The organism is Myxococcus sp. AM009 (assembly GCF_013372605.1).
In the GTDB taxonomy this organism is placed as follows: Bacteria; Myxococcota; Myxococcia; order Myxococcales; family Myxococcaceae; genus Myxococcus; species Myxococcus vastator.
On record NZ_JABXEP010000107.1, the window covers coordinates 12,711 to 29,485 of the forward strand.

Below are 16,775 nucleotides of genomic sequence, written 5' to 3' on the forward strand. Positions count from 1 at the left end.
TTGTTCACGCTGTTGCCCACTCTGCTGACACGGGAGCGTCATGCGCTCGTTGGACCTGCCTGAACCTTCTTCAACCGAAGCCAGCCACTTGCGGCGGCGCTCCGCCTCGGCACCGAGGCTGGAGTCCTTCATGTTGGCGCTAAAGACCGTCACGCCCATCCTGGGCGGAGGGCCTGTGGCGCGCAGCGCGGAGCTCCCCTCCGTGGACATCATCCGCGTCCCCACCGTGCGCGGGCACCTGCGCTTCTGGTGGCGCGCACTGTATGGCCATGCCTACGTCGCGGGGGGCTCGGAGGCGCTGGCGCTTCGGGAGCGGGAACTCTGGGGCGGCATGGGGCGGGCCGGGAATGCGTCTGATGGCGACGCCGCGCGTGCCTGGCGCTCCCAGGTGGAGCTCCGGGTGACGGAGGTCCGGCCCGCGGGCGCGGACACGGGGAAGATCGACCTCGGCGCCCCGCACGCCTATGCGCTGTGGCCGGCTCGCAACGGCAAGCAGGAGGCGGATGTCCCTCGCTGGAAGCCGGGCCTCCGCTTCAAGTTGGAGGTGACCGCGCCCGAAGGTGACGCCATGGCACAGGTGCGCAACGCGGTCCGCGCCTGGATTCTGTTCGGTGGCTATGGCTCTCGCCCCCGGCGTGGCTGTGGCTCCGTCTGTCTGGAGCCCTCGGCCCCCGACATCACGCAATGGCTGCCGGCTTCGGCGGACCGGGCTTCGTTGAGGCGCCTCTTCGGAGACGTGCCGCTCTTCTCTCCCGAACTGGCGGAGCACCCCTGTGACCTGCCCTTGCTCAGGGGCGCGCAGCTCTTCCAGGGAGGCGCGAGCACGCGGCAGCGCGACGGCGAGAAGGCCTGGCTGGCCGCGCTGGGCTGGTTGCGTGAGTTTCGTCAGGGCACGCAGCCCGTGTCCTCCGGAGACGCCGGGCTGCTGGGCGTGGCGAGGAGCCCTGGCGAGGGGAAGCGCGCGGGCCGCTCCAACTGGCCCGAGGCCGACAAGCTTCGCCGCTTCGCGCGGGCGTCCCGTCAATCCAGAAGCGCGGGCAATGCCTATCCACAGGTCCACGCGCCGCGCCCACAGCACTCGGCGACGCCGGCGTGGCCACGCGCGGGCTTCGGGCTGCCCATTGTCTTCCATTTTCAGCAGAAGCGGCGCGAGGGCGGCGACTACCAACCCAAGGAGCCGGATGACGTCCAGCTCCAGTGGCAGCGGCAGGTGGGCGGCCAGTGGGAGCAGATGGACCGGCTCGCGTCACCGCTCATCGTCAAGGCCTTGCCGCTCGCGGATGGCCGCTTCGAGCCCATCGCGCTGTGGCTGGAGCGCGGAACACCCAACGGAGGCCACGTCGTCATGACGCAGTTCAAGGACGCCGTCCCGCTCACCCGCGTGCCCTTCGCACGCGCGTTTCGTGCCCAGGACGACCAGCCCCTCTTCAAGTCACTCCAGCGCGCGGACAACCTGCGCGACGCCTTCTTCATGTGGCTGAAGGAAACCCGCAAGGCCCAGGAAGCGTGAGCCCATGAAACACGTCCTCGTCCTCAAGGTGGGCCCGGTGCAGGGCTACATCGCGCAGGCCCGCCGCACGCGGGACCTCTGGTACGGCAGCCAGGTCTTGTCGAACCTGGCCCGGGAAATGGCCGTCTCCCTGTTGGAGTCCGGAGCCACGCTCATCTTCCCGCACCCGGACCAGGCGCGGGACTCGCGCGCCGGGGTGGCCAACAAGGTCGTCGCCCTGGTGGAGGACGCGCCGGAGCAGGCGGCCCGGCGCGCCAGGGAGGCGGCGAAGTCCCGGCTGCGGGCCGAGTGGGCGCGCGTCTTCAAGGCGTGCCAGTCCCTGCTCATCCCGGACGCGGAGGCGCTGGCCGCGGAGCAGTTGGACACCTTCCTGGAGGTCCACGCCGCCTGGGCGCCGGTGGAAGACACACCCACGGGCTACGCCGCCGCGCTGGTGGAGGCCGAGCGGGCCCTGGAGTCCCGCCGGGGCCTGCGCGAGTTCGCGCCGTGGAAGCAGCGGCCACCGGAGGGGACGCACAAGTCGAGCCTCGACGGCGCCCGTCCGTCCCTGCTGCGCCGGGAGCGCCAGGCGGGCGGCCCCTGGCGCGATTTCCGCATTGGCCTGCGCGAGGAGCTGGACGCGCTCGGCGTGCTCAAGCGCGCGGGAGGCCAGCCAGGTCAGTTCGTGCCCGTGCCCTCTATCGGGTTGGCGGCCTGGCTCCAGGCGGCGGAGGCGCGGCACCCGGAGCTGCTCGCCCGGCTCCGCGCCGAGTGCGAGGCGCGGGGCTTCCAGCCCGTGCGCGGGAAGCGGCGGCCCTGGGTGGACGCCTTCCCCTTCGATGGCCAGTTGCTGCTCCCCGAGCGCTGGCAGCCCTACTTCGAGGAATACGCCGTCCCGGAGCCTCGGGCCGCCGCCGCGCGTTTCGGACGTGATTACGTGGAGCCGCTGCGCAAGGCCATGGGCGCGGACGCGGAGCCCTTCCCCTACGTGGCGTGCCTGGTGGCGGACGGGGACAGGATGGGCCGCGCGCTGGAGGCGCTCGCGTCGCGGCCTGACGGACACCTGGCGCACCAGCGTGTCTCCCAGGCGCTCGCGGACTTCACCCGGAAGGCGCGGGCCCTCGTCGAGGCGCAGCACCGGGGTGTGCTCGTCTACGCGGGCGGGGACGACGTGCTCGCCTTCGTCACGCCCATGGACGCGCCCAGGTGTGCTCGGGCGCTGGCGGTCGCCTTCCGTGAGTCCCTGGAGGGGGCGCTCGTAGGCACGGGGGCCACGGTGCCCACGCTGTCGGTGGGGCTGGGCATCGGCCATGTCCTGGAGAGCCTGGGCGAGCTGCTGAACCTGGGGCGCCGCGCGGAGCGCGCCGCGAAGCAGGCGGGCCGCGACGCGCTGGCCATCCTCGTGGCGAAGCACGCCGGCCGAGAGCGGCTGTGGACGGCGCCCTGGGGCTCCAACCCCGTGGGCCAGTTGGAGACCGACGTGGCGCTGCTCACGCGCGACGCGCAGCCGCTCCCCCTGGGCAAGGTCCACGAGGTGGAGGCCCTCGCGCGCCGCTTCCCCGCTGACGGCGCCGCTGCGCCTGGGATGATGGAGCTGCTTCGCGACGAGGCCCGGCGCATCCTCGCCCGCGCCGAGGCGGGCCGCGCGCCCGCACCGCTCACCCCAGAGGCCGTGGGGCTCGAGCTGTCCTCCGCCATGGCGCCGCGGGAAGCCCTGGAGCGCTGGGCGTCGCGGCTGCTGGTCGCGGACACCTTCGCTCGCGCGGGGCGCGGGCTCGCTTCAGCACAGGACAAGGACGGTGCGAGATGAGGGACGCGTGCTTCGCGCTGCTGCCGCGCGACGGGTTGTCGGCCAAGGACGGGCGGGGCTGGTACACCTCGGAGGTGGGGCGCGGGTACTCGCTGCCGTGGCCCCTGCCCACCACCGTGAGAGGCGCCCTGCGCGCCGCCTGGGGGCATGACGTCATGGCGGCCAGGGGCAGCGCCTTGTCCCCGGAGACGTGGGAGCGGGACTCCGCGCCAGTGGCGCTCCAGCGCTTCGTGGCGCTGCGCCGCGGGCTGGGCGAGACGACCTTCACCCAGGCCCACCGGATGTGGCCCGCGCCCGCCGACGCGGTGCGCGTCCTGGATGAGGCGGGCGCGGAGCGGCTGGTGCGCCTGGAGCCCCACCCCGGCGGCGCCGCGACGCTGGGGCCCGATGACGACGACGCCCGCGAGGCGCTGTGGCACCCCCGCCGGAGCGCGAGCGGCAAGCCCCTGCCGTCCGCGCTGTTCTGGCCGGAGTCCAGGATGGTGGCGTGGTTGCGCGGCGCGCAGGACGCGTCCGCGCCAGAGCGGGAGTCGCCGCCGCCGCGCACGGACATCCACCTGGCCATCGACGTGGAGACGCAGGCCTCGCAGGACTCGATGCTGCACTCCCGCGAGGTGGTGGAGTGCCTGCGCGTCCAGTCGCGGGAGGCGGGGCGCCTCACGCTGGAGGAGTGGGCGCTCGGCGTGTCCTGCGCGTGGCCGGACCCGGCGAGCGGGCTGCCTCGTGGCCCGTTGGGGCTGGGCGGACGGCGTCGGCTGTCGGACGTGGAGCGGCTGGACGCGGACCTCTTCGCCATGCCGGAGGGGCTGGCCCGGACGACGCGCGGCCTGCGCCTGGTGCTGGCCACGCCCGCGGAGTTCCAGCGCGGCTGGTTGCCGGACGGCTTCGAGCGCGTGGACGGGACGCCTCCTCGCTACGTGGGCCGGCTGCCGGGGCTGGATGCGCCCGTGGTGCTGCGCGCCGCGCTGGTGCCTCGGCCGCTGGACGTGTCCGGCTGGGACATGGTGCGGCGGCGCCCCCGGCCCACGCGGCGGTGGGTCCCCGCGGGCGCCGTCTACTTCTTCGAGAAGCAGGGCGGTGGGGACTTCACCGCGAACGAGCTGCGCGCGCTGTGGCTGGCCTCCTGGGGCGGCGGCCACGCGGAGGCGCTGGGGCAGGTGCTGCCCGGCGTGTGGCAACCGCCCCGTCACGGACAAGGAGCCTGAACATGGAGAGCCGACCCTATCTTCTTCACGCGTTGTCCCCGCTGCACGTCGGCACCGGGCAGAGCGTGGGTGTCATCGACCTTCCCCTGGCGCGGCAGAAGGCCACGGGCATCCCCTTCATCCCGGGCTCGTCCCTCAAGGGCGTGCTGCGCGAGCTGCGGCGGCCGCGTGAAGAGGCGGGCGACGCGAGGGGCCTGCACGACGCCGTCTTCGGGCCTCGGCGGACGAAGCCGGGCCCGGTGGGCGACGAGCCCGGGGACTACGCGGGCGCGCTGGTGGTGGGGGACGCGCGGCTGCTCGCCCTGCCGGTGCGCAGCTTCGTGGGCACCTTCGCGCTGGTGACCTCGCCCCTGCTGCTCGCGCTCGCGCGGCGGGACCTGGGCGGGGAGGCGGGCGCCTGGCCGAAGGTGGAGCCCCTGGCCCAGCGTCGCGCGCGCGTGGCCTCCGTGAAGACCAGCGCCGTCGTGTCCGGCGGAGACACGGCGGAGCCTCGCGTGTACTTGGAGGACCTGGACCTGCCGGTGACGCCCGAGGACGACGCGGCCCTGGACGCCTGGGCCCAGGGGCTGGCCGGGATGCTGCCGGAGCCCGAGGAGCGCGCGCTCTTGACGAAGCGGCTGGTGCTGGTGGACGACGAGACGATGTCCTTCCTCTGGGAGACGGCCACGCAGGTGGATACGCGCGTGAGCATCTGCCCGGACACGGGCACCGCGGCCAAGGGGCAGCTCTGGACGGAGGAGAGCCTGCCCGCGGAGACGCTGCTCGTGGGGGTGATGGGGGCCACGGGCAGCTTCAATCCGGCGCCGAGCAAGCTGGCGGCGGACGCGGTGCTGGACGCGGCGCTCGGCGGCGAGGGCACGGTGCTTCAACTGGGGGGCAAGGCCACCGTGGGGCGCGGGCGCTGCCGGCTGCTGACGTGGCGCGCTCCGGTTGCGCGAGGTGCGCGATGACGGGGCAGACGCGGGAGCAGCAGCGCGCGCTGGATGCGTATGCGCGGGTGCGGGAGGTCAAGGTCCCGGCGCTGCGCGCGGACTACAAGCCCCGGGTGAATGGCCTGGGGGCGGCGGTGCTGCGCGACGGGCTGGCGGCGGCGCTCGCGTTCCTGGCGGAGCGGGACGTCGGGAGCAACACGGCCGCTCAGCGCCTGTTGAAGGACCTGGAGTGGTGCCTGGAGCGGGCACGGCTCCCGGGGCTGTCCTCGCGGGACTTGAAGGAGAAGGGCTTGCCGGGCGCGGTGCGCGAGTTGGAGCTGGACGCGTACATGCTGGCCACGCGGGAGTCGCTCCGGCTGCTGGTGTGGTTCCGCCGCGCGGTGCAGGCCACCTTCCCCGCGGAGGGACTCGGCGATGCGTAAGGCGCTGCTGCGGGTCGCGGGCACCATCGGGGAGAACGCGCACGCGGGGCTCGTGTACGAGCGCTATGCGCCGGAGAAGCAGCACGACGGCCCGGACAGCCCTTGGGCGCAATGGCTGTCCCGCCTGGAGGCGCACCCCGAGCCGGAGGACTACGCGGAGGCGTTCAAGCGCTGGGAGGACGCGCTCCGGCAGTCCTACACCGCGAGCTTCACGGCGCGCGCGGTGAGCCGCCTGCTGGTGGGGCATGGCAACGCATCACCCACCGGGGTGGGGCTGACGCTGCACCACACGTGGGGCGTGCCCGTGGTGCCGGGCTCGTCGCTGAAGGGCGTGCTCGCGGGCTACCTGCGCGCGGTGTACGGCGATGGCGCGAAGGAGGAGCGCCGGAGGCTCTTCGGCGTGCCAGGGGAGGAGGGCGCGCCGGAGCAGGCGCACATCGGCGAGGTCATCTTCCACGACGCGCAGTGGGTGCCGAGCGCGCGCGCCACGGGGCCGGACCGCGCGCCGTCGTTCCTGGCCCGGGACGTGCTCACGGTCCATCACCCCGCCTGGTACGGCGGCAAGGCAGACTGGCCGAGCGATTATGAGTCGCCCAACCCCGTGTCCTTCTTGTCGGTGCGCCCCGGGGGCCGGTTCCTCGTGGCGCTGAGCCTGGCGCCGGGCACGGAGGCGGATCCGCAGGCGGAGGACTTCCTGGCGTGGACCGCGCGGCGGTTGGACGAGGCGCTGCGCCACTGGGGGGTGGGCGGAAAGACGGCGGCGGGGTACGGCAGGCTTGAGCGGGAAGGGCCCTGCGCCATCCAGCAGCCCCGGCGTCCCGTGCGCGCCTCGCCCGCGCTGACGGAGTTCCTGGCGTGGGTAGAGGCTCGGCGCTCTGACAGGCTGGAGCAGAAGCAGGTGTTGGCTGTGTTTGAAGAGGAGTGGCTGCCGCGGCTGGTCTCCCTGGCGCCCGAGGCTCGCGAGGCTGGGGCCAGGGCGTTGCGGTCGCTCGTCAAGAGCCCCAAGCTTGAAGCGCGACGGGAAGCGCTGCTCGCGCGGATGGGGACGGGTGGGTGAGGGGGTGTTGTATGGTGTTCGACATTCAAGCACCTCGCCGTGGCGGCGGCCCGTGCCGGGGAAATTGACGATTTCCCCAGGGAGTTCAGGGGGTTGAGGCTCTTTGACAGGTGAATAGGTGCATGATCGATGAAAAGCTGAGTAATTCCAGGGGTTTTGGAGTTATGGGTAGGGCCTGAGAGGCACAACCCTGGTGAAAGTGGGGGAGGTGCTTGAAAAGGGGGGTGGTAAGTTGGCGGAACTGCTGGGAGATTCAGACGGGCTGTCCCGCTCGCCGTGATGCCGGAAGGCGTTGAGCACTACAGGTGGAGCGATTCGACGGCGGGAAGGGGAAGTCCCGCTCGCCGTGATGCCGGAAGGCGTTGAGCACATTTCTGCCTTCATTTATGGCTCCAGATAAATGCGGTCCGTCCCGCTCGCCGTGATGCCGGAAGGCGTTGAGCACCTGGGCCACATGCCCAAGGAGACGATGGCGCTCCTGTCTGTCCCGCTCGCCGTGATGCCGGAAGGCGTTGAGCACCCAGTGGCAGGGCGGCCCCGAGTCTCGAAGCTCGTCCCGCTCGCCGTGATGCCGGAAGGCGTTGAGCACATGAGGTCGGGCGTGTCGCTGCCACGCACGCACTTCGTCCCGCTCGCCGTGATGCCGGAAGGCGTTGAGCACATGACCTCGACGGCGTTCGGCACCGTGCGCGGGGAACTGTCCCGCTCGCCGTGATGCCGGAAGGCGTTGAGCACATTCCGATAAAGCCTTGCATGTTATTCAGCTCCAGGGTCCCGCTCGCCGTGATGCCGGAAGGCGTTGAGCACATGCCGTAGTTTGAGGTCAGGCTGAACGGACCGGGTCCCGCTCGCCGTGATGCCGGAAGGCGTTGAGCACTACAGGTGGAGCGATTCGACGGCGGGAAGGGGAAGTCCCGCTCGCCGTGATGCCGGAAGGCGTTGAGCACTCCTCTCGGATTCGGAGGAACCTAGGATGCCGGAAGTCCCGCTCGCCGTGATGCCGGAAGGCGTTGAGCACACACTCCTCCCTCTCCAAGCCTCCCCGGATAAGCTTTGGTCCCGCTCGCCGTGATGCCGGAAGGCGTTGAGCACATTTCTGCCTTCATTTATGGCTCCAGATAAATGCGGTCCGTCCCGCTCGCCGTGATGCCGGAAGGCGTTGAGCACCAAACGCTAAATCACACGGTGAGTACTACAACACTGTGGTCCCGCTCGCCGTGATGCCGGAAGGCGTTGAGCACCGCTCCACGCAGATCGCCTCCAACGGCATCTGGCCGGTCCCGCTCGCCGTGATGCCGGAAGGCGTTGAGCACCCGTCGGTGACGTGGTTCTCAAGCACTTGGGTCGTCCCGCTCGCCGTGATGCCGGAAGGCGTTGAGCACGCGTACTGCAGGGCGTTGTCGTTGTTGCAGTACCCGGTCCCGCTCGCCGTGATGCCGGAAGGCGTTGAGCACTCCATCTGGTCTCTACGTGCTTCGATGCGTCGGCGTCCCGCTCGCCGTGATGCCGGAAGGCGTTGAGCACGTGAGGCCGAGGTCGCGGGCGATGGAGTCCACCGTCTCGTCCCGCTCGCCGTGATGCCGGAAGGCGTTGAGCACGGCTCCAGGACGCCCGGCATATAGTTGAGCGAGTAGTCCCGCTCGCCGTGATGCCGGAAGGCGTTGAGCACTCTTGGAGATTGGCGACGTGCCGCCGCGGTACTTGTCCCGCTCGCCGTGATGCCGGAAGGCGTTGAGCACGTTCTTCTCCTCGGGTGGTACGTGGGACGGGGCAGGTCCCGCTCGCCGTGATGCCGGAAGGCGTTGAGCACAGCATCCCCGAACTGCTGGAAGAGCACGGCATCAGGGGTCCCGCTCGCCGTGATGCCGGAAGGCGTTGAGCACCCTTCACCCGTGCGCTGATGCGGGCTGAGCCCTTTGTCCCGCTCGCCGTGATGCCGGAAGGCGTTGAGCACGACGTGGGCGATCCTCTCCGCGAGCTTCCGCGCGGTCCCGCTCGCCGTGATGCCGGAAGGCGTTGAGCACATTTGACCCCAGACGACCAGAACCAGCGGCGGCAGAGTCCCGCTCGCCGTGATGCCGGAAGGCGTTGAGCACTAGCGGACTTCCCATCCAGCGAACCGCAACGACTCCGCAGTCCCGCTCGCCGTGATGCCGGAAGGCGTTGAGCACTCCACCATCAAGACCATCGCCTCCAACCGCACGAAGTTCAGTCCCGCTCGCCGTGATGCCGGAAGGCGTTGAGCACGACGCCGCTTCCGGAACGGAGAGCGCCTGGTCCAGGTCCCGCTCGCCGTGATGCCGGAAGGCGTTGAGCACGCCCATGAGGGCACGGACGTCCTCTACGTGGCCCTCGGTCCCGCTCGCCGTGATGCCGGAAGGCGTTGAGCACCGCTTCGGCATGATGCCTTCAATGAGCCGCGCATCCATCGTCCCGCTCGCCGTGATGCCGGAAGGCGTTGAGCACGGGTCAAATCAGCCTCCGTATACCGCCAGCGTCACGAGTCCCGCTCGCCGTGATGCCGGAAGGCGTTGAGCACAACTCCGAGTCGTACCGTGTCCCGCCCCCGTACTCGTTGAAGGTCCCGCTCGCCGTGATGCCGGAAGGCGTTGAGCACTTAACGAAGTCTTCTCGGAAGACCTGCTGGGCCAGTCCCGCTCGCCGTGATGCCGGAAGGCGTTGAGCACCGCACCACCAATTTGAATCTTGCTACCGCGACGAAGTCCCGCTCGCCGTGATGCCGGAAGGCGTTGAGCACGTCTGTGAGTCCCACTGCTCATCTTCGCGACCGGGTCCCGCTCGCCGTGATGCCGGAAGGCGTTGAGCACAGGAGCCCGTCACCGGCTGGGAGGCCAGCGAGACCGCCCAGAAGGACGTCCCGCTCGCCGTGATGCCGGAAGGCGTTGAGCACCTTGCTCCCGTGGGGGGAACTTTACTGTCCAACAGTGTCCCGCTCGCCGTGATGCCGGAAGGCGTTGAGCACACGCCCTTAAGTACAAGGGACTTGGATCTAATTCCAATATGTCCCGCTCGCCGTGATGCCGGAAGGCGTTGAGCACTCTTCCATTGATTGAAACACTGTCTCACTGAGCAGTCCCGCTCGCCGTGATGCCGGAAGGCGTTGAGCACCGTTTTAGGGCCCGGCCGCTACCTCTGCTCTCCCCCACGTGTCCCGCTCGCCGTGATGCCGGAAGGCGTTGAGCACTTGGCCTTCTCAGTGGCGAAGGCAGCAGCGAGACACGTCCCGCTCGCCGTGATGCCGGAAGGCGTTGAGCACCGAGCTGCTCGCCGCCTACGACGCCGCGAAGGGCGGTCCCGCTCGCCGTGATGCCGGAAGGCGTTGAGCACATCTCGACCACGGCACAGTGTCCCTGGGCGCTCAAAGTCCCGCTCGCCGTGATGCCGGAAGGCGTTGAGCACTCGTTGCCAGGGGCGATCGAGTCATTCGATCCCGCGAGTCCCGCTCGCCGTGATGCCGGAAGGCGTTGAGCACCCATCACCCACGGGGCTGATGAATTCGCGCTCATGTCCCGCTCGCCGTGATGCCGGAAGGCGTTGAGCACCCTGCCTTCTCCGCCAGGTCCTGCTGGCTCATCCGGTCCCGCTCGCCGTGATGCCGGAAGGCGTTGAGCACGAATAGCTTCCTTCTTGGGTTGGTGTTGCGAGTGAGTCCCGCTCGCCGTGATGCCGGAAGGCGTTGAGCACACGTCCCCCCCCGAGATAGATTCCAGCGTGATTAGGTCCCGCTCGCCGTGATGCCGGAAGGCGTTGAGCACGGAGTTTGGTTGAGAGGGGGCTGATGGGTTGGCGTGGTCCCGCTCGCCGTGATGCCGGAAGGCGTTGAGCACCCGCACCAGCGCGCGGTGCTTGTTGCCTCCGACGCGCCGTCCCGCTCGCCGTGATGCCGGAAGGCGTTGAGCACCGTCTCGTTCATCATCTCCGCGATTTGAGCCCGACGACGTCCCGCTCGCCGTGATGCCGGAAGGCGTTGAGCACTCAAGGTGCTTTTGCGTCAGGTACGGCTGGCCAGTCCCGCTCGCCGTGATGCCGGAAGGCGTTGAGCACATTCCCGTCTTCTCATGCAGGAGATAGGTTGTCTGAGTCCCGCTCGCCGTGATGCCGGAAGGCGTTGAGCACGCACAGAGTCTCAAGATCGAGATAGCAGGTGGGGTCCCGCTCGCCGTGATGCCGGAAGGCGTTGAGCACCCTCGGCCAGGGCTGCACGCCACGCGGGCAGGGCCGCGTCCCGCTCGCCGTGATGCCGGAAGGCGTTGAGCACCAGCGCGCGCGTCATCGCTTTCCCGAAGGTGGACTCCCCCGTCCCGCTCGCCGTGATGCCGGAAGGCGTTGAGCACCGTCGACGAAGCCGTCCCAGGGCAGCCCGGCGAAGTCCCGCTCGCCGTGATGCCGGAAGGCGTTGAGCACGGACGACGACGCATGACGAGATCGTCGCCGTGGTGCGTCCCGCTCGCCGTGATGCCGGAAGGCGTTGAGCACACGGAGGCCGTGGCCGTCGCGGACGACGTCCTCGGTCCCGCTCGCCGTGATGCCGGAAGGCGTTGAGCACAACCACGACTCGGCCCGATCGTTCCACCGGAATTCAAGTCCCGCTCGCCGTGATGCCGGAAGGCGTTGAGCACGCGTCACGAACAATCTTGCGCAGGGCCTTGACCTTCGTCCCGCTCGCCGTGATGCCGGAAGGCGTTGAGCACAACACCAACGATTCCTTGCACCAACGATTCCTTGATAGTCAAAATCCATCCAAGTCCCGCTCGCCGTGATGCCGGAAGGCGTTGAGCACACGTCCCCGTGACAGGCCTTGGGGGCACAGAAGCAGTCCCGCTCGCCGTGATGCCGGAAGGCGTTGAGCACAGAGACACTGTTGCCTCACGGGGGGAAGCTGCCGAGGGTCCCGCTCGCCGTGATGCCGGAAGGCGTTGAGCACGTGAAGATGCCCAGGGGGATGATGTTGAGGAACAGTCCCGCTCGCCGTGATGCCGGAAGGCGTTGAGCACACGCCCTGGGTAAGCTGGTCGATGGCCTCCCGGACGTCCCGCTCGCCGTGATGCCGGAAGGCGTTGAGCACGGGCAGCTCTTGGGCCACGTCTTCCAGCCGCCGCCGGTCCCGCTCGCCGTGATGCCGGAAGGCGTTGAGCACCTCCCACGCGGAGAGCGTCGCTGCGTCGAGGTAGGTCCCGCTCGCCGTGATGCCGGAAGGCGTTGAGCACCCGTTGGAGCTACCAACTCCAATCGTGCCTAGGGCGTCCCGCTCGCCGTGATGCCGGAAGGCGTTGAGCACCAAGTAGGCAAGGTCCACCTCAGGGCACGTAGGTGTCCGGTCCCGCTCGCCGTGATGCCGGAAGGCGTTGAGCACCGCTGGAAGCTAGGGAATTCCAAAACATCCGGGGTCCCGCTCGCCGTGATGCCGGAAGGCGTTGAGCACGCTTCCTCGGATGTGCTGCGTGGGTGAAATTGTTAGTCCCGCTCGCCGTGATGCCGGAAGGCGTTGAGCACCAGGTGGACACCTGCTTGCGGACAATCTCCGGAATGGTCCCGCTCGCCGTGATGCCGGAAGGCGTTGAGCACTTCCGGGCGCTGGTGCGGCAGGGGCCCGTCACTGAGTCCCGCTCGCCGTGATGCCGGAAGGCGTTGAGCACACGCCCTGGGTAAGCTGGTCGATGGCCTCCCGGACGTCCCGCTCGCCGTGATGCCGGAAGGCGTTGAGCACAGATCCAGCCCCATGCTGAAGCAGGTACTGCACAGTCCCGCTCGCCGTGATGCCGGAAGGCGTTGAGCACTCGCCATGTCGCACGTCCAGAATTTCGAAGAGGAGCAGTCCCGCTCGCCGTGATGCCGGAAGGCGTTGAGCACCCCGCCGCAAGAAGGTCAAAGTCGTTGCAAATCGCGTCGGTCCCGCTCGCCGTGATGCCGGAAGGCGTTGAGCACCGGGTTCTCCAGGCGCATCCCCTCATTGACCATGCAGTCCCGCTCGCCGTGATGCCGGAAGGCGTTGAGCACCGGAAACCCCGAGAGCGCGTCCCGCCGCGAGTGGTGGGGTCCCGCTCGCCGTGATGCCGGAAGGCGTTGAGCACCAGCACCCCACGCAGCAACCACTGACGGAGTTGTGTCCCGCTCGCCGTGATGCCGGAAGGCGTTGAGCACCGGTCTACCCCCGCCCGCCCTGCCAGCCACAGCAACCAGTCCCGCTCGCCGTGATGCCGGAAGGCGTTGAGCACGAGGTGAACGCGGACACGTAAACGCGAGCGTCGTAGTGGTCCCGCTCGCCGTGATGCCGGAAGGCGTTGAGCACACGGACAGGCCAAGGAGGCCAAGTGAGCAACGCAGGTCCCGCTCGCCGTGATGCCGGAAGGCGTTGAGCACCTCCTGGTGGGTGGGTGCCCAGAGTAGAGATTCGCCGCGCGTCCCGCTCGCCGTGATGCCGGAAGGCGTTGAGCACGTCACGCAGCGTCATCCCGGCGCACACCTGATAGCGGGTCCCGCTCGCCGTGATGCCGGAAGGCGTTGAGCACACGAACCCCACCAGCCAGGAGAACTCGTCCCCAGACAGGGTCCCGCTCGCCGTGATGCCGGAAGGCGTTGAGCACTCACCCGGGAGTGCCTTGAACCTGAGCGCGCTCATCGTGGTCCCGCTCGCCGTGATGCCGGAAGGCGTTGAGCACGTCTGCCAGGGGGGCCCACACAGCCGTCAGAGCGACGTCCCGCTCGCCGTGATGCCGGAAGGCGTTGAGCACCTCGGTGCGAACTTCGTCTTCGTGATGCCGTTCAGTCCCGCTCGCCGTGATGCCGGAAGGCGTTGAGCACCTCGGTGCGAACTTCGTCTTCGTGATGCCGTTCAGTCCCGCTCGCCGTGATGCCGGAAGGCGTTGAGCACGAGCGCTGGTTCGGGGGCTCGTACTCCAGGCTCCAGGTCCCGCTCGCCGTGATGCCGGAAGGCGTTGAGCACCCGAAGGCGCCAGTGTCGTGCCATCGCTGCACAAGCGGTCCCGCTCGCCGTGATGCCGGAAGGCGTTGAGCACTCGCGCGTGCCTACGCGAGGAGCGGCGCCGCCCCGTCCCGCTCGCCGTGATGCCGGAAGGCGTTGAGCACGTGGAGCGCTGGGAACATCATCATGACCGAAAAGGGTCCCGCTCGCCGTGATGCCGGAAGGCGTTGAGCACGCGATGATTGCCGAGAGGAGGGCGCTGTTGCCCTCGGTCCCGCTCGCCGTGATGCCGGAAGGCGTTGAGCACATTGAGAAGGATGTGAAGAGGGCTCGGCTTCAGCGCCGTCCCGCTCGCCGTGATGCCGGAAGGCGTTGAGCACATGGTGGTCGTCTTGCCCGTCCCGGCGCGGGCACGGTCCCGCTCGCCGTGATGCCGGAAGGCGTTGAGCATTTCATGTCCTGGCACTCGTCCACCACAACGAGGTCCCAGTCCCGCTCGCCGTGATGCCGGAAGGCGTTGAGCACACGACGCTGCGCGCCGCGCCTACTTCGCCATCCCGGTCCCGCTCGCCGTGATGCCGGAAGGCGTTGAGCACACGACGCTGCGCGCCGCGCCTACTTCGCCATCCCGGTCCCGCTCGCCGTGATGCCGGAAGGCGTTGAGCACCTTGTTCCCGTCGATGTTCTCGTCGTGCGGATTCTTCCGTCCCGCTCGCCGTGATGCCGGAAGGCGTTGAGCACACTGCTGTGCCGCCGCGCATGCGGAAGGCGCACGGTCCCGCTCGCCGTGATGCCGGAAGGCGTTGAGCACACCTCGAACAGCTTCTTCGTCAGCCACCCAACCGTCCCGCTCGCCGTGATGCCGGAAGGCGTTGAGCACATAATCAAGGCCAACCCGGTAAGGGTGCCGACCATGGTCCCGCTCGCCGTGATGCCGGAAGGCGTTGAGCACCTGGAGGACAGGGCGCCGCTGTTCGGCGTGGCGTTGTGTCCCGCTCGCCGTGATGCCGGAAGGCGTTGAGCACCTCTTCGTGAACTTCGGTGGTGGCGGCGGCTTCGGGTCCCGCTCGCCGTGATGCCGGAAGGCGTTGAGCACTTATCTGGCATGTATGTTATTTTACTACTACGTAGCGTCCCGCTCGCCGTGATGCCGGAAGGCGTTGAGCACGGCATGCCGGAGAACTTGCTCTTCGGCGCTTGGGGTCCCGCTCGCCGTGATGCCGGAAGGCGTTGAGCACGAGGGGGACGCGAGGCCCGTCGGGAGGGACGAGCTGTCCATGTCCCGCTCGCCGTGATGCCGGAAGGCGTTGAGCACCCGTCAATCTGGTACTTACCGATGGGGAGGGAGAAGTCCCGCTCGCCGTGATGCCGGAAGGCGTTGAGCACGCCTCTCCTCATGGCCATTTCGCAGGCGCAAATCGTCCCGCTCGCCGTGATGCCGGAAGGCGTTGAGCACTTCCGGCGGAACTCGCGGATGCCTCGAAGCGCGGGTGGTCCCGCTCGCCGTGATGCCGGCAGGCGTTGAGCACTTGTAGGGCTTGATTCGGACGTACCGCGTGTTGGAAGTCCCGCTCGCCGTGATGCCGGAAGGCGTTGAGCACTTCTGCCCCCAGATGGCATACCACGCCAGACCATGGTCCCGCTCGCCGTGATGCCGGAAGGCGTTGAGCACAAGCCGCTCAGCGGGCGCTGTACACCGCTGGGCGGTCGCCCCCTGTGTCAGGGAAGTTGTCGCCTCGGCTGACCGGCCGGGATGACCACGCCATGGGGGCGAGAGCAGGCAGGACGCAGTGTCGTACACGGATGCATTCAAGTCGCAGATGGTGAAGCGGATGGTGGGACCCGGCGCAGTGAGTGCTGCGGCGTTGGCCCGCCAGGTGGGAGTCTCCCAGCCGACGCTGTCGCAGTGGTTGCGGGAGGCGAATAAGTTAGCGGCCATGACGCCCCCGTCCGAGGAGAAGCCCGTCGGCCCCAAGAAGTGGACGCCCGAGGAGAAGCTGCGCGTGCTGGCGGAGGCGCATGGACTGGCGGGCGAGACATTGGGAGCGCTGCTGCGCCGGGAGGGGCTGCACGAGGGGCAACTGGTGGAGTGGCGCGCGGCTGCCGCTGGCGCCCTCGCCCAGGGGACGAAGGAGGCCGCGTCCGGGGCCCTGACTGCCGGCCAGCGCCGACGGATGGCCGTCTCGGAGAAGCGAGTGAAGGAGCTCGAGCGCGAGCTGCGCCGCAAGGAGAAGGCGCTGGCTGAGGCGGCCGCTCTGCTGGTGCTCGAAAAAAAACTTCAGGCGATGGGTTGGGACGAGAAGGACTCGGGCGACGAGGACGACGCAGCGGACGAGACGTGCGAGAAATGACGCTCGCGCTCGTCGACGAGGCGCTGGAGAAGGGCGTGCGTCTGGAGGCCATCTGCGCTCGGCTCGGAGTCGCCCCGCGCACCATTCAGCGCTGGAGGAAGCCAGCCACGGCGGAGGACAGGCGGTGCGGTCCGCATACCCGGCCGGCCAACCGGCTGTCCGAGGTGGAGCGACGCCGCATCCTGGCGGTGGCCAACAGCGAGGAGTTCCGGGACGCCTCGCCCAAGCAGATTGTCCCCAGGCTGGCGGACAGGGGCGAGTACGTGGCCAGCGAGGCGAGCTTCTACCGGGTGCTGCGTGAAGCGGGCCAGTTGGCCCACCGCGGCCGCGCCAAGGCCCCTGTGCCCAGGCCTCGGGCCGAGCACCTCGCCACCGGGCCCCGCCAAGTCTGGAGCTGGGACATCACCTACCTGAAGGGCCCGGTGAAGGGCAGCTTCCTCGTGTCCCTTCGGCGAGCGTGCGTGAGCGTGCCGCAGGGGGCCAGTAGACTGGGGGCAGGCGTGGAGCGCTGGTGCCTGCGTTGAGGGTCACCCGGACGCGCGGAATTCTGGGCATGGACGGCCCGG

At 69.3% G+C, this 16,775-nt stretch carries 8 protein-coding genes and 1 CRISPR repeat array; all 8 genes read left to right on the forward strand.

What is annotated here, in order from left to right; translation table 11 throughout:
• Nucleotides 1-130: 130 nt before the first annotated feature.
• The 8 genes from cmr1 (at nt 131) to HV824_RS24070 (ending at nt 16,733) form a co-directional block, all read left to right on the forward strand.
• Entirely contained in the window at nt 131-1,510 is a 1,380-nt protein-coding gene (gene cmr1 / locus HV824_RS24035) for a type III-B CRISPR module RAMP protein Cmr1 (protein WP_255208297.1), read from the forward strand.
• A 4-nt stretch (nt 1,511-1,514) separates the two neighbouring features.
• Nucleotides 1,515-3,299 (forward strand): type III-B CRISPR-associated protein Cas10/Cmr2, encoded by a 1,785-nt coding sequence (cas10, locus tag HV824_RS24040; RefSeq protein ID WP_176424321.1) that lies wholly within the window; start codon nt 1,515-1,517, stop codon nt 3,297-3,299.
• Nucleotides 3,296-4,504, forward strand: coding sequence for a type III-B CRISPR module-associated Cmr3 family protein (locus HV824_RS24045; RefSeq protein WP_176419737.1), 1,209 nt, complete (start codon nt 3,296-3,298; stop codon nt 4,502-4,504). The genes cas10 and HV824_RS24045 overlap by 4 nt, the downstream gene beginning before the upstream one ends.
• Nucleotides 4,505-4,506: 2 nt before the next feature.
• Nucleotides 4,507-5,454 carry a type III-B CRISPR module RAMP protein Cmr4 gene (cmr4, locus tag HV824_RS24050; RefSeq protein WP_176424322.1) on the forward strand — a complete coding sequence of 316 codons (948 nt, stop codon included), beginning with the start codon at nt 4,507-4,509 and terminating at the stop codon, nt 5,452-5,454.
• Nucleotides 5,451-5,858, forward strand: coding sequence for a type III-B CRISPR module-associated protein Cmr5 (gene cmr5 / locus HV824_RS24055; protein WP_176424323.1), 408 nt, complete (start codon nt 5,451-5,453; stop codon nt 5,856-5,858). The genes cmr4 and cmr5 overlap by 4 nt, the downstream gene beginning before the upstream one ends.
• Complete coding sequence (gene cmr6, locus HV824_RS24060) at nt 5,851-6,915, forward strand: type III-B CRISPR module RAMP protein Cmr6 (RefSeq protein ID WP_176424324.1); 1,065 nt, start codon at nt 5,851-5,853, stop codon at nt 6,913-6,915. Before cmr5 ends, cmr6 begins: the two co-directional genes overlap by 8 nt.
• Nucleotides 6,916-7,179: 264 nt before the next feature.
• Nucleotides 7,180-15,530: a CRISPR direct-repeat array (repeat unit 36 nt; unit sequence GTCCCGCTCGCCGTGATGCCGGAAGGCGTTGAGCAC).
• 118 nt (nt 15,531-15,648) lie between these two features.
• A complete protein-coding gene (locus HV824_RS24065) occupies nt 15,649-16,209 on the forward strand; it encodes a transposase (protein WP_176424325.1) in 561 nt (186 codons plus the stop codon).
• Nucleotides 16,206-16,733, forward strand: coding sequence for a helix-turn-helix domain-containing protein (locus tag HV824_RS24070; protein WP_176424326.1), 528 nt, complete (start codon nt 16,206-16,208; stop codon nt 16,731-16,733). Before HV824_RS24065 ends, HV824_RS24070 begins: the two co-directional genes overlap by 4 nt.
• The last annotated feature ends 42 nt before the right edge of the window (nt 16,734-16,775 follow it).